General features: G+C 47.1%; 18 protein-coding genes. 3 read left to right on the top strand and 15 right to left on the bottom strand.

The window, feature by feature from the left end:
• Positions 1–11: 11 nt before the first annotated feature.
• Positions 12–1,220 carry a sigma-54 interaction domain-containing protein gene (locus tag AQULUS_RS11975; RefSeq protein ID WP_197737349.1) on the bottom strand — a complete coding sequence of 403 codons (1,209 nt, stop codon included), beginning with the start codon at positions 1,218–1,220 and terminating at the stop codon, positions 12–14.
• Positions 1,221–1,518: 298 nt separating this feature from the next.
• On the opposite strand from AQULUS_RS11975, the gene AQULUS_RS11970 reads away from it, so the two are divergent.
• Complete coding sequence (locus AQULUS_RS11970) at positions 1,519–2,901, top strand: sigma-54 interaction domain-containing protein (protein ID WP_148340501.1); 1,383 nt, start codon at positions 1,519–1,521, stop codon at positions 2,899–2,901.
• Positions 2,902–2,950: 49 nt separating this feature from the next.
• On the opposite strand, the gene flgL is transcribed toward AQULUS_RS11970, so the two are convergent.
• The 9 genes from flgL to flgB are packed head-to-tail and all read right to left on the bottom strand — an operon-like array spanning position 2,951 to position 11,210.
• Positions 2,951–4,195: a flagellar hook-associated protein FlgL gene (gene flgL / locus AQULUS_RS11965; RefSeq protein ID WP_148340500.1), complete on the bottom strand. Its 1,245-nt coding sequence runs from the start codon at positions 4,193–4,195 to the stop codon at positions 2,951–2,953.
• A 2-nt stretch (positions 4,196–4,197) separates the two neighbouring features.
• Positions 4,198–6,153 carry a flagellar hook-associated protein FlgK gene (gene flgK, locus AQULUS_RS11960; protein WP_148340499.1) on the bottom strand — a complete coding sequence of 652 codons (1,956 nt, stop codon included), beginning with the start codon at positions 6,151–6,153 and terminating at the stop codon, positions 4,198–4,200.
• A gap of 30 nt (positions 6,154–6,183) precedes the next feature.
• Entirely contained in the window at positions 6,184–6,873 is a 690-nt protein-coding gene (locus tag AQULUS_RS11955) for a flagellar basal body L-ring protein FlgH (protein WP_148340498.1), read from the bottom strand.
• A 2-nt stretch (positions 6,874–6,875) separates the two neighbouring features.
• Entirely contained in the window at positions 6,876–7,664 is a 789-nt protein-coding gene (gene flgG, locus AQULUS_RS11950; RefSeq protein WP_148340497.1) for a flagellar basal-body rod protein FlgG, read from the bottom strand.
• A gap of 15 nt (positions 7,665–7,679) precedes the next feature.
• Positions 7,680–8,414 carry a flagellar basal-body rod protein FlgF gene (flgF, locus tag AQULUS_RS11945; RefSeq protein ID WP_148340496.1) on the bottom strand — a complete coding sequence of 245 codons (735 nt, stop codon included), beginning with the start codon at positions 8,412–8,414 and terminating at the stop codon, positions 7,680–7,682.
• A 23-nt stretch (positions 8,415–8,437) separates the two neighbouring features.
• Positions 8,438–9,631, bottom strand: coding sequence for a flagellar hook protein FlgE (locus AQULUS_RS11940; RefSeq protein ID WP_148340495.1), 1,194 nt, complete (start codon positions 9,629–9,631; stop codon positions 8,438–8,440).
• A 54-nt stretch (positions 9,632–9,685) separates the two neighbouring features.
• Complete coding sequence (locus AQULUS_RS11935) at positions 9,686–10,369, bottom strand: flagellar hook assembly protein FlgD (RefSeq protein ID WP_148340494.1); 684 nt, start codon at positions 10,367–10,369, stop codon at positions 9,686–9,688.
• Between the two features lie 11 nt (positions 10,370–10,380).
• Entirely contained in the window at positions 10,381–10,827 is a 447-nt protein-coding gene (flgC, locus tag AQULUS_RS11930) for a flagellar basal body rod protein FlgC (protein WP_148340493.1), read from the bottom strand.
• Between the two features lie 2 nt (positions 10,828–10,829).
• A complete protein-coding gene (gene flgB / locus AQULUS_RS11925; protein WP_148340492.1) occupies positions 10,830–11,210 on the bottom strand; it encodes a flagellar basal body rod protein FlgB in 381 nt (126 codons plus the stop codon).
• Between the two features lie 363 nt (positions 11,211–11,573).
• Between flgB and AQULUS_RS11920 the strand changes: the two genes are divergently transcribed.
• Positions 11,574–11,933 (top strand): hypothetical protein, encoded by a 360-nt coding sequence (locus tag AQULUS_RS11920; protein WP_148340491.1) that lies wholly within the window; start codon positions 11,574–11,576, stop codon positions 11,931–11,933.
• A 143-nt stretch (positions 11,934–12,076) separates the two neighbouring features.
• Here the strand turns inward: AQULUS_RS11920 and AQULUS_RS11915 are convergent, their stop codons facing one another.
• The 5 genes from AQULUS_RS11915 to AQULUS_RS11895 form a co-directional block, all read right to left on the bottom strand.
• The gene (locus tag AQULUS_RS11915) at positions 12,077–12,388 is read right to left on the bottom strand and encodes a hypothetical protein (RefSeq protein ID WP_148340490.1); all 312 of its coding nucleotides are present in this window, start codon (positions 12,386–12,388) and stop codon (positions 12,077–12,079) included.
• A gap of 18 nt (positions 12,389–12,406) precedes the next feature.
• On the bottom strand, positions 12,407–12,784 hold the full coding sequence (gene fliS / locus AQULUS_RS11910) for a flagellar export chaperone FliS (RefSeq protein WP_148340489.1): 378 nt from the start codon (positions 12,782–12,784) through the stop codon (positions 12,407–12,409).
• A gap of 13 nt (positions 12,785–12,797) precedes the next feature.
• Positions 12,798–14,246 (bottom strand): flagellar filament capping protein FliD, encoded by a 1,449-nt coding sequence (gene fliD / locus AQULUS_RS11905; RefSeq protein WP_148340488.1) that lies wholly within the window; start codon positions 14,244–14,246, stop codon positions 12,798–12,800.
• A gap of 82 nt (positions 14,247–14,328) precedes the next feature.
• Positions 14,329–15,156, bottom strand: coding sequence for a flagellin N-terminal helical domain-containing protein (locus AQULUS_RS11900; protein ID WP_148340487.1), 828 nt, complete (start codon positions 15,154–15,156; stop codon positions 14,329–14,331).
• A 128-nt stretch (positions 15,157–15,284) separates the two neighbouring features.
• Positions 15,285–16,676, bottom strand: coding sequence for a flagellar hook-length control protein FliK (locus tag AQULUS_RS11895; protein WP_148340486.1), 1,392 nt, complete (start codon positions 16,674–16,676; stop codon positions 15,285–15,287).
• A gap of 136 nt (positions 16,677–16,812) precedes the next feature.
• Here AQULUS_RS11895 and AQULUS_RS11890 point away from each other — a divergent pair, with 136 nt between their 5' ends.
• On the top strand, positions 16,813–18,021 hold the full coding sequence (locus AQULUS_RS11890; protein ID WP_232051923.1) for a flagellar basal body P-ring protein FlgI: 1,209 nt from the start codon (positions 16,813–16,815) through the stop codon (positions 18,019–18,021).
• Positions 18,022–18,031 lie beyond the last annotated feature (10 nt).

The raw sequence follows: 18,031 nt of genomic DNA, 5'->3' as shown, positions 1-18,031 counted from the left end.
TTCCTTAATAACTATGGCACTTTTAATCCAATCGCACGCAGCTTTGCTATTTTATATCTAAGCGTTCTTGGGCTGATATTGAGCCTTCTGGCCGCAATATTTCGACAACCGTCTGCTTCATGAAGAACCTCCATGATCGCTTTAGCCTCGGATTCCTCGAGTTTAGAACTGAATTGCTCGATGTTAGAGGCATACCCACCCTGACCATCTGTTTGCTCGAAGTCATACAGACCCTCTTCCAGGCTAATATCACCTGCGTCGATGACCGCACCTTCTGTCATAATCATGGCGCGCTGTATTACATTTTCCAATTCACGGATGTTTCCCGGCCAAACGTGACTCACCAACTTATTCTTTGCCCCTTCAGTCAATACAGGCTCATTTTTATCCAGAATCTTTGCATGATGCCTGATAAAATATTCTGCCAAGGGCAAAATATCGTTCAATCGCTCTCTCAAAGCGGGGCACCTGACAGAGAGAACATGCAAGCGATAATATAAATCCTTGCGGAATAATCCGTTGATGACCTGGTTTTTCAAATCCCGGTTGGATGCCGCGATCACTCTCAAATTCAATCTGACGACTCTTTTACCGCTTAAACGCTCCAGTTCCCTTTCTTGCAACACTCTTAACAGCTTGGCCTGCAAACCTATCGGCATTTCAGCAATTTCATCCAAAAGCAGCGTCCCATTCTGCGCCTGCTCGAATTTACCCACATATGTGTTGACAGCACTGGTGAAGGCCCCTTTTTCATACCCAAACAATATTGCTTCCATCATGTTTTCCGGCAATGCGGCACAATTAACCGTGATATACGGACCATCATGAAAGCTGGAGTGTTGATGAATATATTTTGCCAATACTTCCTTACCTGTTCCTGTTTCTCCGCTGATTAATACTGTTGCGCTGGTTTTTGCGGCTTTACGGGCCATTTCCAGCATGACCTTGCTGCGCGCATCGTGCGCGATAGGCTGCAATCTCGCGCTGTCCAAATGCCATCCGTCTATTTTCGCAATAACAGACTCTTCAACGTCATTACTTTCTTCCGAGTTGATAAAAATCATGTTTTGACGGTTCACATACCGCGTGAATGAGGAAATATGCTGATTGAATATACATTTAATCGGCTGGTTCATGATCTTGGCCAGTATGCTTCTTACCACTGCCTCATCCTGGTCTAATACCACCAACACATCGTGGCTGGTTAGAACGCTATGCATATTATCCATACTAATCATATACATAGATGATATAATCCAGCCTCGGTCACGTAATCTTGCCGTAATTGACTTTCTGCGGTTGTCGATGGTGTCAATGACCAATACCTTCACTGTGCTTACCTCATTCAATCCATTACAGAGACCTGCATTCAAGTAATATGCAATTTTCGTACCAAGTCTTGATCGTGTTAGTGAGATTTCTCCGTTGCACTGGACAGAAACCATGAAGCACATTTGACATCCAGCAGCATGATTGCTATTTTAACAATTGGTTAGCTTCTTGTTATGAAGGCGGCACATGCACTCTGAAAGGATTCAGGGCTCCAAAGAAGATTCGCTCAGCCGCTACAGGCTTGTAGGCGATGACTGTGATTCTTGCAGATACCTAGCAAATGCGTTTGCCCTGCTTAAATTACCTCTTGACCGGCTTTCTGTGCGCCACCTGATTGACAGTGATCATGATAATCCTCAAACCACCGTGTTTATCTTCTGCAAAAATATTGAAGAAGAACAGGGCAAGCGGCTTTATGAGATGCTTGCTTCAGATCACAGACATTTCATTTCGATGTTGCCTCCAGAACAGCGAATTGTGCGAAGCAAAAGCCTTGTTCATTTTTTAAAATCATCTTTCTCCGCGTCAGAACTGATTAATATTCTTGCCAGATGCGGCCAAACTGACAGTGAACTGAATACGCCCACGAATCTGACTTCTCATCCCGTTTTTGAGCGTCTTATTGGCAGCAGTCTTCGGATTCGCAAAATACGCTCCATGATTCATCAAGTTGCCTGTACTGACAGCACCGTACTCATATTGGGTCAATCTGGAACAGGAAAAGATGTCATCGCATCCTGCATACATTATCTGTCCAAACGCTGTGAAAACGCACTTGTCCCCATCAACTGCGGCGCCATTCCCGGCGAACTGATAGAAAGCGAATTGTTTGGACACGAAAAAGGCGCTTTCACCGGCGCATTAACACGCCGGCCCGGCCGATTTGAAATCGCGAACGGGGGCACCTTGTTCCTGGATGAGATCGGTGATATGCCTTTATCCATGCAGGTCAAATTACTACGGGTCATTCAAGAACGCAAAATTGACCGGGTTGGCGGAAATACCAGCATTAATGTAAATGTGCGGTTGATTGCGGCAACAAACAAAAACCTGGAAGATTTGATTCAACAAAACAGATTTCGTGAAGACTTGTTCTACCGGCTCAATGTTTTTCCGATTCAAGTTCCCAGTTTAAACGAACGCAAGGAAGATATTCCCGTTTTGATCGACTATCACCTGAACAAGATACATGAACGCCTTGGACATCGTGTTGCGTTTACGGAAACAGCCATGCAGACACTGTGTGACTATGCCTGGCCAGGCAATATCAGGGAATTGGAAAATTTTCTTGAGCGCACGGTTATTTTACACCGGGATCAGGTGCTCGATGAAAAAGACATAGATCCCGCCTATAAACAGAAAAAGAACCCAGCTCCCGCTTCCGTCACCGCACTGTCGGAAGAAACGCCATTAAATATCAAAGACTATATTGCCAACATAGAAAAACAAGTCATACAGTTCGCGCTGAACCGGTCAAACGGCATGATTCAGTCCGCGGCAGATTATTTATCGCTAGGTAAAAACGCTTTACTGGAAAAAATGAAAAAGCACAATCTGATTGACGCATGATATTGATGGTTTTTAACGTTCATCCCCGTGACTTTTACAGTCACATTCATCAAAATCCTTTTAACAACTGCATGAACGTGGCCTGTATCAACTTATAACAATCCTGTGTTGCCTGCAGATAAACAAGCTGTTGTGAAAGATCAGACGCAACTTTTTCCAGTTTCACGTTGGAAAGCTGGTCATAGATTGCCTGCTGATTCAGTTCGATATTGTCGTTAATCTTGATTTGATTCTGTATTACCTGCATTCTTGTTCCCACTTCACTGCGGTAATTCACAAAATGAGAGTAAACATTCGCGAAATATTCACTGGATTGAGATAATTTTTGATGAAATTGGGCGCGCTTTACCGGATCATTTTCCACCGGTGTTTGTAAGATGGAAATGAGCTCCTGCAAACCGTCAAACACATTTTCCTTTTGGCTGGGCGCGGCAGTAAATGAGTCCCCCACTTGCGGATCACCGCTCATATGGATATTCATTCCGTTAAAGCTGATATCTGAATTCGGAATATATTCCGGCGCATCATCAGGCAAGGTAGCAGGCGGCGGCGGGATAACTTGCCCGCTGGCAGATCCGGTGACTTGATATGCCAGTTTGCCGGCGCTGTTAGTGACGAAACTAATCGTATAATTGTCCTCGACATAACTTGTCTTGTCGGTAACTGTGCCTGGTGTGCTCGAAGCAGTGCCAGTATTCGTATCGGCGGCCTTAATAGTAAACGAACCGTTGCCGTTCAGGACATCACCGAACACCTTGAATCCTGATTCGCTGTAAAGCACGCTGGTATTGTTGCCAATGTTGATTTCAATTGCCCCCAATCCTCCCTGGTAATAATAAGTTCCGCCCTGGAGAATGTAGGGAACAGTGCGTGTATTGTATCCTGAATAAATATATTCGCCGTTGCCATCGCGTGTATTCGCATCATTCAACAATACATTCATATATCCTTTCAACTGTTCCGCCATCGCCGCCCGTTCATTATCTGAAACGGTATCGCTGCCAGCCCGCTGAATAATCTGCTTGATCTGATCAACTGTATTAACAGCGTCTTGTATGGAGGTGTCAAATAATTGGGAACGGTTTTTACCGATAATCGTATTCTGGGAGTACGCCTGAATATTGTTCAGAAAATCATAAGTCATATCAATACGGCTGGCCAGGACCGGATCGTCTGAGTTAGCCAGTAATTTTTTACCCTTTTCCTGCTGCAGCATCAAGCGTGCAATGCTGTCGTATTGCTGCGAAAGTATAGCCAATTGCTGCTGAAACATACTATCGGTAGGTATGCGCATGGTTAACTTCTTCCTATGCTGATAATAGTGTCAAACACAGTTTTTGCTGCCTGTAAAATCTGTGCGCTGGCCTGATAACACTCCTGGTACATGGCCAGGTTTGTTGTTTCTTCCTGTATACTGACTCCTGACACCTGGCTGAATTGCATAAATGCCCGTTCACGTACCGCGCCATAACTTTTCAAATTGATTTTGGCCGAATTTACCTGAATGGCGATATCTCCTGACATAAGATTATAGCCTTGCGTGAATGACAGGGAACCGCCCTCCAATATTCCTTTCTGATACGCTTCTTCCATAACCAAGCCATTGCGATTATCCCCAATCGCGTTCGAGTTATAATCAAGGTGAAACAAGTCTCCAGGTTGCACAATTCCTGAAATCGAAACCCGGTAACCAGGATCGTAACTTCCCGGTGTTGGGAAAATATCCGCTCCCGTCGACGGATTATAAGTAATAGGGCCTTCTATGACACTGCTGGTATTGGCATCAACCAGTTGATAGCTGGTTGCGGTCAGAAACTGAATCATGATGGGCGGGTTCAATTGCTGCGGCAGAGAGAACGCGGAATTTCCGGTATCAATAATCGATTCCACCTTGACGGCCCCGGTTCCCTTGTTGGCGATATCTGCCTCGCCCTTGACTGGCCATCCCAACGCCAGTAATTTCGGATCGGTGACCGCCATTTTCATTTCATTCGCGGCACCGCGATTAGGCGATATGGTAAATTGATCGCCAGCAGAAATAGAGCCGCTATTAATATTGATAGTAAATCCATCAGCACTGATCTGCTGTGGCAATGACGAAATTGTTCCGCTCCCCATAACATTGTTATCAGAAATTCTTGTCAGTGTGTAATGAGTGGGAGTATCGAACACCAATTTATAATCCGATGTTTTTAACTGTCTTACATCTGTTATATTAACAGTCATGGCCGCATTGCCGGCATTATTCGAATTCGTCAGCACACGTCCATTGACCGCGCCGGCGCTGTTAATATCATTAAATATATTACCGCCCAGGCTGCCATTATAATCAATTCCCAGTTTGTTTTGAGCGTTGATTGTACCCATGATACCCAATGACAGACGTCCCAAGGCGCTTTGTGCTTGTTGTAAAACTGATTGCGCCTGATATAATCCGGCAATCTGGCCGCCATGAACAAGATTGGTCACGTCGATACTGGATGTGCCCATTGTCATTTTTAAAATGAGATTATCCGGATTAGCGGGATTTGATTCTGCGGACAGCGCCGCGGCGTCACCTCCGAAAACAATAGGCGTGCCATTGTTGATCAGGATATTTAACTGCCCTGACTCGTCCACTTGTGTATTGAAATCCAGATACTTTGATAATTCCTGCACTTGCGCTTCGCGTAAATCGAGAAGCGCGGATACATCCTGGCCATTGGCGTTCGCGATTTGTTTGTTCAAATCGGCAATCTGCCGGGTAATCTGATTAACCGTACCGACAGTCGCATTGAGCGACTGGTTAATATTAGCCTGGCGCTGGCTGATCTGTCCGCCTATGTCGTTGATCCGGTTAGCTAACGCGGATAATTTGTTTAAATAGGCTGTCCGTGACTGCAGGGAGCTTGTGTCGCCATTCAACTCGCGCAGCGCCTTCAGCGCATCATTCAGGTAAGTGGCGATGGTGTTTTTATTTTCATCGCTGATGTCATTGCCCAGCAGGGATTCTAGTTCCGCTATCTGCTGAAAATAAACCCCGCTCATTTCAACCAGGTTGTTACTTTGTTGCAAGAATTTACTCGCGGTTTCATCATAAACACGTCTGACATCCGCTATATTGACTCCGCCGTTGAACAAATCTTCAGCCAGGGTAATCTCACGGCGGCTGTAATAAGGTGTTTTGACATTTGCAATATTCTGGCCGGTTACCGCGATCGCGGCCTGAAATGCCAGAAGCCCTCTAACCCCGATCGTGAATATGTCACTCATATATGACCTCGCATATAAATAGACTATCGTCTAATACGGGAAGAACTTAAACAGGAATTGTGTAATGATTCCGCCTCTGGCGGCGTTTGAAACTTGCCCGGTTCCGCTATAACTGATTCTGGCATCCGCTAGCCGTTGAGATGAAACAGTATTGCTTGCATCTATATCTTCACGTCTTACAATACCCGTCAGGCGAATGTATTCGCGTCCCTGATTGATCGTCAGCCAGGATTCTCCTTGCACAACCAGATTGCCATTAGACAAAACACGAGTCACTGTCACTGAAATGGTTCCGTGTAATTTATTTTGCTGGTTACTTTCACCATCGCCGTCAAATTGCATATCTGAATCGAGGCTCACATCCCGGCCGTAAATATGACCTTTTTCAATGGAAGGCAGTGTGAAAGTATTGGCGGTTTTTTTGTTGGTCTTCATTTTCGCTTTCTTTTCACCCTGTGTGGATTCTTCCAGGCGCACTGTCAAAATGTCGCCGATGCGGCCCGGCACATGATCCTGATAAAGTGAAATTTCATGGCCGGCTTGGTAAATAGAGCCATTGGTTTTGGGAGGAGGCGGATTATCAATGGGAAAGGTTGCGGGATAAACCGTTTCATCACGCAGCCCCGCCTCATCCATCCAGTGCGGCGAGCAACCGCATAGCACGCTCGTCGCAGCAAACGCCAACACCCATGCACAAAACTTGTTATTCGGCCTGATCATGCTTATGTTGCCTGGTTAAGATATTGCAGCATATTATCCACCGCCGACACAGCCTTTGACGTGACTTCAAAAGCTCTCTGGGCCTCAATCAAATTCACCATTTCCTCGACGACGTTCACATTGGACCCTTCAAGAGCGCCTTGCTTGACCAGGCCCATGCCATCCTGGGCTGGATTACCCAACGTGGGTGTTCCGCTCGCGGTTGTTTCCTGATAAAGGTTTTGACCGATTGGCAGCAGGCCATCCGGATTAATGAAATCAGCAAGCTGCAGCGTACCAATGGATTGTTCCGTGGTAGAACCAGGAACGATCACATTCACGACACCGTCTTCACTGATTTCAATGCGCTCAACACCAGGCGGGATGGTAATTGGCGGCTGCACGAGATACCCGTTAGGAAGCGTAATCTGACCCTGGTTATTCACGCGCAGGCTGCCCGCGCGCGTATACGCATAATCACTGCCATTTGGCATTTGTACCTGTAAAAAGCCTCTGCCCTGTATGGCTATGTCCAGGGCCTTGCCAGTAGTAATAAGAGATCCATCAGTTAAGATTTTGGAGTTATTGGATAATTTAACCCCTGTTCCAATAACAATTCCCCCTGCATTGTTGATGTCATCGGATTCTTGGGCACCAGGCTGCTTGATCACTTGATACGGTAAATCTTCAAATTCTGCCCGGTTCTTTTTAAACGCGGTCGTATTTGCGTTTGCCAGGTTATTACTGATGACTTCAATGCTCTTGTGATGTGCATCCAAGCCTGACTTCGCTATCATCAATGCCAGATCCATTGCAAATTCCTCCTGTTAACGCCCTAATTCCAATACCTGATTTATTTTGGCTGTGTCATCAGCTATCGTTTTCATAAAATTGGTGTGGATTTGATACTGCCTGGTCAATTCGATTAACTGGGTCATGGTTTCAATCGCGCTGACATTGCTTCCTTCCAGCCCCCCTGATATCACTGTCACATTCGGGTCGTACGGCGCAGTACCGTTGCCATTGAGATAAAACAATGTGTCCGTGCCCTTCTGCAGCTCCGCAACTTTTGGATTGGTCAATTTGATCTTATCGACGGGCACAAATTCGGTTTCTCCGATAAAACGGGCTGTCACTGTTCCATCCGGCGAAATGCTGATTTTCTCAGCCGGCGGAATATTGATAGGACCTCCATTGCCCATGACGATTTCACCAGTCTGCGTAGTCAAAATTCCATTTCTGATCTGCAGACTGCCGGCCCGAGTATAACCTTCTCGTCCTGATTTGGACTGCACGGCAATAAATCCATCCCCGTTAATTGCCACGTCCAGGTCGCGATCCGTATTAAAGATATTCCCTTGTTTAAAATTGGTATAGGTTTTATCTAATCGGGAATACACCCGGCTCTGTTGTCCGCCGCTATTGACTTCATGCGCACGTATAAACGTGGAATCAGCCCGAAACGCGGTTGTGTTCACATTGGCAAGATTATTGGTGATAATCTCTAGCTGGCGCATCGAGTTGTATGCGCCATTCATGCTGATAAATAAGGACTTATCCATAACACTGCCTCTTTGTCATCGTCTTAGAGCTTGATCACTGTCTGCATGACTTCATTGTAAGTATTTTCCACCTGTGCATTGGCCTGGAAAGTGTGTTGCGCACTGAGTAGATTCACCATTTCCGTGGTCAAGTCCACATTGGAAAGTTCAACGTATCCGGTGCGGATGTTACCGATGCTATTATTCTGGTTAACAATCGCGGAACCCGAATCGGCGGAAGCAATCCAGGACATATTGCCAATGTCAATCAGTCCTTCAGGCGACTGGAAATTTGCAATGGCGACCTGTCCCGCCAGCAGCTTTTGGCTATTCGTATACTGCATATACACCTTGCCGTCACTATCGATATTCACGCCTGAAAACAAGCCTGGCGCATATCCATTCGCCTCAGTCAGGTTTACTGAATTGGCGCTCCCGTATTGCGTGGAGCCGGTCATGTCGAGCGCAAACGCTTGCGGCGATGTCGCGCCCGTCGTTGGAGAATAGCTCAGACTGCCTAAGCCGGTAGAGGACGAAAGCTGGCCGCTGGTTGTAAACGTCATTGATCCGGAACCGACCGACACACCATCAACATAGACATTCACATTCCAGTTATTGGCAGCTGTCTTCACATAATATGACGTCACGGCATGTGTGTTGCCCAGGCTGTCATAGATGTTGGCGGTGGACTGATAGTTATAACTTGTGGAATCATTGGGATCAAAAACACTGCCTGGTACGGTGGAATTTGAGTCAAGATTGACCTTGATCTGGACGTTGGTCGTGGCGCTGGCAGGCAATGAAGCGTTGCTGATCTGTAAATCCGTGATGCTGCTGCCGGCAGGTATGGTGCCATTGACCGCGGTAAATCCCTGTAGCCTATGATTGCCAAAAGTGATATAGCCTTGCTTGGGTTCAAAGCGTCCCGCCCGGGTATAACTGATTTGTCCCGATGAAGGATCCTTGACAATGAAAAATCCGTTACCGTTAATTCCCAGGTCCAGAGGCTGATTGGTATAAGTGTAACTTCCCGTTGCGAAATTCTGGTTCACGCTGGATACGTCCACACCCAAGCCGATCTGATTGGACGCGCCGTTCGCTGACGGATAGATGTCTGCGAAATTAATGAATGATTTCTTGAATCCTATGGTGTTCGCATTTGCAATATTATGACTGATCACTTCCATGTTGGACATGGCAGCCCGCATACCCGTATCTGCAATATTTCCAATACCCATGACATGCTCTCCTTGTATTTTAAAGTGCGTCACCTCACTCAGGCAGTGACGTGACTACAATATTTTGATTATTTCACCCATATCCACGCCGCCGAGACCGTCAACATTGAGTATCACAGCGCCATTGGTAGGGTTCATCGCCACACTTCCCACTTTAAAAGTGCCCGCCGTGGGAACATCAATTTTTTTCCCGTCCATGGTCGCGATGGCCGATATTTTATAAAAATCCGGCTTCAAATCATTTCCATCCGCATCTTTCCCATCCCAGTCGAAGTCCAGCACACCCGATCCGGACGAACCTTTGTTTATCGTTTTCACGACCTTGCCATCCTTGTCCTTGATCGTAATGGTCACGTCAGATACTTCGCCGGGCAGGATGACCGAGCCGCTCAATCCCTCACCCGTTACCAGAGGACTGACGCCTGATGGAATTTGCACTTTTTTCCCTATCAACTGTGATGCAGACATGACTTGCGACTTTGAGATGCTCATGCCAAGACTTTGTATGGTTTTTTGCAGTTCTTCCGTTGCCGTCAAGGATGTCAGCATGGACATTTGCTGAAGCATTTGTGCGCTGTCATACGGCTTTAGCGGACTCTGCATGCGCATTTGCGTCAAAAAGATGGTCATGAAATCATCTTTTGACAATTCCTTTTTTCCGCCCTGCGCTTCACTTTTCATTCCGTTAAGATCGTAACCCATGCCGTCCGAGCTTAATGAATCCTTGATAATTGTCATAAAATTTCTCGCTATTTAGTATTGATTACACTCAATGTCTGCATGATCAGGTTTTTTGTCGTATTCATGATTTCAACGTTGGCCTGATACTCCTTGGAAGCAGAGATCATGTTCGTCATCTCTGATATGGGATTGACATCCGTCATGTATACATACCCGTCCTTGTCTGCGAGCGGATGACTGGGTTCATAGCGCTTTTCAAGCGGTTTCTGGCTATCCTTGACGCTTGAGACCCTGACCCCTCCAACAGGCTGATCATCTTGTCCCATCCCTGCCAGACCCTGTTTGACTTCGCTGAACACCGGATATTTGGTATGATAAGTGCTTTCTTCAGTGGACCCGACACTTCCCGCGTTTGCAAGATTACTCGCGATGGTATTCATGCGAATGCTTTGCGCGCTCAAACCGCTTGCTGCATTTGTTAACACCTGCTCAAGGCTTTTAATCGGTGCCGACATGGTTATTCTCCCTTGATCGCTTTCATGAGTTCATCTGATTTATTCTGAACAAATGTCAAACTGACTTGATATCGCAGCGCATTTTCAATAAAGTTTTTACGCTCAATCTCATCATCAACCGTGTTTCCGTCGAGACTCATTTGCATGGGCACACGATAAAGAATCGGCTGTCCGCTGACCTGATTTTCAGGCTCGATGTGATTGGGATTGGTTCTGTTGAGCGAATACGCCTGATTGGCATCTTGCAGCGCCTGGTGAAAATCAATGTCTCGCGCCTTATAATGCGGCGTACTGCTGTTAACCAGGTTATTGGTCAGCATGACGCTGCGCTCTTCTGTCAATTGCAAGGCTTTTTCTGAAACCCCAAAAATTGAATCTGCCATATCAGTTACTCCTGTATCCGTACAAGACTTACTGCAAGATTCGTGCCAATCAAAATCGGGAAGCAGCAATCCCTTTAAAAAGAAGACATAAATGCAAGCGCGGGTAAAACAACCGGTGCATTCAGTCGCAATCACTCCACATTGAATTCAAGATGCCTGTTCCGCTTTTTGCCGCTGATGGCAATTCTTTGCCGCACCGACTACGGCATTCTGCCATTTTCCGCCAGGACAGCGATCACCCGGGATGTGTAATTTTTAAACACGCCCTGCCTCTGATGACGGTTGAAATCATTAGAAACCAAACCTTGGTGTTTTCTGCAATGATATAATAGTAAAAGCAGGATCTGACACGAGGGCATTCTCATGATAAAAACAACCCAAGGCAGCTATGCGTGGTTAGCCGCAGCTTTATGGATGTCGGTGAACTGCCAGGCATTCGCGGATCAGACCATCATTAATAATAATGGCCAGGCTCCCGCCAGTACGCCGCCGACATGCAATGGTTCTTACAGCACATCCGGCAACGGACTGCCTCCTGGCGCCTATAGCATACCCAATGGCGACGGCACATCGGATCGCCTCTATACCACGGGAGATAAACAACCTTATATAGTAGATAACAACTGTAATCAGTCACCGATTATCCAGCCATACGTTTATGCACAGCCGCCATTTTCCGGACCGGCACCCGGACCAGGACCTCATCCCGGACCCAAACGCTGAAACCAGTGTGACAGTCAGGCACGGGCGAATCACTGACACACATACTCAGTCCACACGATCGATGGAATTCCCAACGCCCCGCCCTCAAGCGCGGATGTCATGCGCAACTTGCGTGACGATGCACGCGAATGGTGAAATCAATGCTAGGAAAGACTGTATTTTCTGACTTTATGGAACTGAGACAGGGCATTTTTTACTTTTTCGTTCTCACTCTTGAGCGCATGCATTATTTCAGCATCCTGTTTGCGAATCTGATCAAGATATTGATAATGATTCATTGCATTATTCAAGTCGGATGCGAGTTCAGCCACCAGCTCAATGATCTTTTCCTGGCGCCGCGTCATCATAGCTTCCAGATGATCCAGATTCCGGTCAGATATTGCAGTCAGCAGATCATGCGCCAAACCGTCGATGACCTTCAGCTTGCTAATAATACGGCTACAGGGTTCCATCATGCGGCCCGATACTCCGGATCATCCAATGCCATCCCATCCTTCTTTCAAGGTTCCCAGTATTTTTTTCGCTTCATCCAGGCAATGAATATCATTTTTGATATTTGCCTGGACCAGGTTTTTTTGCAGATACGCATAAAGCGCATCCAATAGAGAAGACAAGTCTTTTGACCGTTCATCATTGTGATTGAGGCAAATACGCAGGTATTCAACAATGTCGAGCGCCTTCGCTATCGACTGACATTTTTTTTGTATATCACCGGCCAGCAGGTGTGTTTTTGCCAATTCAATGTGCTGCAGGCATTTATCAATCATGAGTTGAATCAAGCGGTGGCTTGAAGCTGTCATCACATCTGTCGTTGTTTCTATTTCAGCATAGGCGTCGTTTGAGCTTTTCATATGAATCCCTTCATTATTTTCCGCTGCGAATCAGATTATCCAAATAAGCATACTGTTTTTCAAGAGCGTCACTGATGTTTTGATAATAGGAAATAACGCCATTCAACCGGGAGAACTGGTCTATCAGTCCCGCTTTCACCAAATCAAGCCGGTCTTTTTCTGATGTGATCTGCTTATCAGTGTATGCCGCCTGTTTCTGCACGGAATCCATGGCATTCTTGATAATCCCGTCGCTTTCGCTGGAAATGATATGATTATCAATCATATCATTCACATTCGCGAACAAGCCCGAATCTTCGTTGGTGAAGAAATCCTTCAGTGCGTTGAAGTCATTATTCAAAAGCCAATCCATCGTAGTGCTTCCATCATAGGCATCCTGCGGTTTGATATCGATCATCAGGCTGCCAATGGACGTAGATTCTCTTGCTGTGTCATATTGATCTGTTACTTTGGTTGACGGGCTGATCACAATCCCGGCGTCTCGCAGCGTATGAACGCCGCCCGCGCCATTGAATGCGGTATTCATGGCTGTCTGCAGCCTCGACTTGATAAACCCGAATACATTATTGACCAGTGTGGTTGACTGTTTGCTGTTTTCATCTTTGGAAGTGACATACTGATTGCCGTCCAGAAAGGTAATGATCTGGTTATAGGCAGCCAGCATATCAATCAGCGCTGATTTCACTTTCTCGCCCACGTTGACATTGTTAGAGCTGGTGGTGACGGTCGCCGTTCCAAGCGCAGACAGGGTAAAGCTTAATCCATCCATCACACCATCGACAGCATTGGAGGAGCGTACTTCATTATATCCGTCAAAAGTAAACTCCGCGTCTGCCGCAGCCACAGTTTCAGTAAAATCAAAATGATTCCCCGTGTCTCCCGTGATGGCGACCTGGTTCGCCGTGCCTTCACTCGCGGTCAGAACCAGATTATATTGAAGCGCGCCGCCAGTTCCCGTGGAAGTGACAATCGCGGCTGAGACACCGATGTTGTCTTGCGCATTGTTAATTTTGTCGCGGATTGCTTCCAGTGAATCACCGCTGTCAATGTCGATGGAAAAATTTTCCGCACCGCCATTCGTGAATGTCAGTGTCTCATCGAATCCCAACCCGGTCGATCTCGATGAAAAAACAGCCTGGGAGGAATAGCGCTGTGCCTGTGCCAGCTGCGTCACCGTCAAGGTGTGACTGCCCGAACCAACGCCGTTACCCGTCACAACCGCATTAACGATCGCGCTATTTGACGACACGGCTTGATAAGCAATGGTATCAAACGCTTCACCCAGGCTTTTCATTTTTTGCTGGAACGTCGTGAACAAGGATTGCAGACTCCCGTAAGCGGTCAGCTGTATCTGTTCCGCGCTCTTCGCCGTCTGCAATTGAAAATACTTGATGTATTGCTTGGCCATCAATTTGTCTACAGTATCTGTCACATCATAAAGATTCAATCCAATACTGCTCATATAAGTCCCATTCCATAGTGCATATTGATGGTCTGCTGGTCAAAATCCGGGGCGTCAACCCCGGATTTCGTACGGCCTGCTATTATTGCCTTAATAACTGCAGCACAAGCGACGGTGCAGAATTCGCCTGTGACAACATGGCAACATCGGACTGGCTTAATATTGTGAATTTCGCCATGTTCGCACTCTCAGCGGCATAGTCAGCATCCATGATAGCTGATTGCGCTGCGGTGAGATTGGTCGCATAGGCGTTATTGCTTTGAATAGCCGCTTGCAAGTTGGCTGAATCCGCACCAATGGTCGCCAGACCGGTGGTCAATGCAGCAATGGCGAGATTGAGGGAACCAATTGCAGTGCTGGCATTCGTCGCGCTGGTCAGGTCCGTGCCGGCAATATTCAGACCTGCTGAACCCGTGCTGGTATTGGTCAAGTTAACGGTAATTTGATCATTTGAAGTGTTACCTGAGCCAATCTGAATGGAAATAGAACCGCCGCCCAAGATAGATACGTTGTTGAAATTGGTCTGAGTAGTGATGCGGCCAATTTCACTCAACAATGCCTGATATTGAGCATCCAGGTTTGCGCGGTCTTGGGATCCATTCGTACCGTTAGCCGCCTGAACAGCGAGCTGGTTCATCGTCTGAAGGTCATTCAGAATAACCTGCATTGCGCCCGCAGCGGTTGCCACGAGGTTAACGCCATCCTGACCATTACGAGAGCCCACATTCAAACCGTTAACGTTTGCCAGCATGGTAGATGCGATTGCCAAACCTGCCGGATCATCGCTTGCATTATTAATGCGTTTACCCGACGAGAGGCGTTGCAGAGTGTTCGATAAGTTCGTCTGGTTTTGCGCCAGATATTGCTGCGCAAACAGTGAACTTACATTCGTGTTAATAATAAGTGCCATATGAATCTCCTTAAGATTTAAATTCAGCTGCTTCCTTACTGCTTATCGCCGCTGAACGCATATCCTTAAATTTATTTTCAGGAATAAATCAGGCACAAAACCGAGCATAGGCGCGAGTGAAGACCCATTTAGGCGTAGGTATCTATAAGTGAATTGACGTGCTTGACGGAAGAAGACGATATCTCAGGCTGCTTGTCTATACCTGCCTGATCTTGATCGCTTATAAACAAATCAGGAGTCTTCCGTTGTTCTGTATTTTGATCATTTGTACCGGAAGATGAAGATTGGACATCCACTTGTATGTGTGAAATCTGTATGTCCATTTTCTGGAAACCTTCCCTTAAATGTGGCAAATTTAATTCAACTATTTCTTTTACACGCTGATTTTCTGCAAGCAAAATCAATTGGGCGCCATTTTTATCTATTTTTAATTTGGCCATGACTGAACCCAGTTCAGGAGGATGAATCTTGATATTGGCGATATAGGATTCTTCGCCCGGCATATCGGCAGAAGCCGGAAACCAATCAATTTTTAATTCATGATCAGGATCATGTGTTTCACGGGACGCAGGCAGCGACTGCAGAAATGACCGATCCTCACTCAAAGTTTGTGAAATCTGATTTTGCATCACACTTCCCATTTGCACCAGGGCGTCTGCATATCTGTTTCCTGTATCCAGTGTGTACAAGCTCGGTCCTTTATCGAAATGGTAAACGGTCACGTCCCCTGTACCGTCATCTTGACGGGACATTGTGGCAGGTGCCCGACTGACAACCGCTTCCAAGCCGTGAGGTCTGAGTAAACCCAAATCCAGGTTATCGGACTCAACCCTAGGGAAGTCAGCCATGGGCTGGCGCAAGCTCTCTTCTCCTGCTATCCGCTGCAGGTCACGAACAACATTTATCCTGGAAGCTGCCGGTTTCACATCATCGCTCGCTGCCGATTCAGGCACGACATAGGCGAGATCGGATGCGGATACCTTGTCTGAACTTGCCGCCATAGGTTTTGATAAAGACGGATCAGCCGCGCTTTGACGGCTTGCAAAGCCGGGTTCTGCGGCCGGCACTTTTTCCCGCAGGGAAGCGGATGTCATCACGGTTTTTTGCGCGAATGACGCTCCCCCAGAAATGCCGGGTTTATAAGCTGGATCAGCCTGAAGCGCCGTACCCTGGTTTTGCAACGGCGTCCGCACTTGCATCTCGCCTGAATGGGCCTGTGCATCCCGCCCCGCAGCAAAAGACGCGGCTGCCAGACTGGTCAATATGTCTGATAACAAACCAGAGACACCCTCAACAGGCGCGGGCACCTCCTGGGCATGATTTTCCTTATTCTCAAGCAACGCTTCACCCGCCGGCCGGGATTCGGATTCTTTGTTCATTTGTGCGGCGGATACTGATAACATGCTGGTGATGATATCCGAGAAAAAATCTGTAGGCGCAGAGAGTTGCGACAGAGTGGCGGAATCAGTGTTTGATAAAAGCTGATTTTGTTTATCGGAACCGGGTGTTTGCACCTTCATGTGACATCCTGTCTGCACGGATTCGCGCTTGATTCTCTCATGGTATCACTACACCCATTCAAACAAAAGTGTGCGGCAACGGAATTGTGGCATGAAATTTGCATATCTGATATCAAGTGTGCTCTCAAGGTGGGCTATGATGCGCTTGACCAGATATCTGTTTTTATTTGCCGGTCTGATATTGCCAATATCTATTTCTTATTCCACGCGAATCAAGGACATCACCAATCTTGCCGGTGTCCGCGACAATCAACTGGTAGGTTATGGCCTTGTTGTCGGTTTGGACGGCACAGGAGATCGTGTGAACCAGACACCTTTCACCCAGCAAAGCTTCACGAACATGTTGCTGCAATTCGGCATACGCCTGCCCGTTGGCGTCAATTTGCAGCTCAAGAATGTGGCCGCCGTCGCCTTGAGCGCGTCTCTGCCCCCATTCGCCAGAATCGGCCAGAAACTGGATGTGACCGTGGCATCATTAGGTAACGCGACCAGTTTGAGAAGCGGTGAATTATTGATGACACCGTTACGCGGTGCCGATGGTCAGACGTATGCCGTAGCACAAGGGAGCGTGGTGGTATCCGGATTTGGAGCACAGGGAAGCGACGGTTCGAAAGTCATTGTCAATTCCACCAGCAGCGGCCGCATCCCTAACGGCGCCACGATAGAAAAAACCATAGATATGCCGTTTGTCAAGGACGGCGCCATCACCTTCGAACTGTCAAACCCTGATTTCACCACTGCTGAGCGCATTGAACAAGCCATCAATCATGAATTCGGACGCAAAGTAGCCCACGCCCTGGACGCGAGTTCCGTACGGGTCAAAATCCATAATCTGCGTTTAGACCCCAATGACATACCCGTCTATCATGGCGACACCGCCTCTTATAAAAGTGAAGAAGACCACTATCAAAGCACTTATTACGACAAACGCTTGATGAGCCAATATGTCCCCATTATTTCACGAATTGAAAATATCAAAATGCAGCCGGCAGACATACGCGCACGTGTCATCGCCAATTCCAGAACCGGCACCATTGTGGTAGACCAGAATGTGTCTATTTCTCCCGTCGCCGTCGCGCATGGCAATCTATCCGTAGTCATTTCAGAGCGGCCTTATGTCAGCCAGCCCAATGCATTCGCGTCCGGCAAGACTGTGACAGGCAAGGCGTCTGATATCAGTATTAACCAGACACAAAATCATGCGTTCCTCTTTGCGCCGGGAGCTTCCCTAAATGACCTGGTGAATGCGATTAACAGCGTAGGTGCCGCTCCGGGCGATATCATCGCCATTCTGGAAGCCATCAAAGCCGCAGGCGCGCTGCATGCTGATCTGGAGATCATATGAGGAGCCATGA

The organism is Aquicella siphonis, assembly GCF_902459485.1.
Taxonomy (GTDB): domain Bacteria; phylum Pseudomonadota; class Gammaproteobacteria; order DSM-16500; family DSM-16500; genus Aquicella; species Aquicella siphonis.
This window is presented reverse-complemented; position numbering and strand designations above follow the sequence as displayed.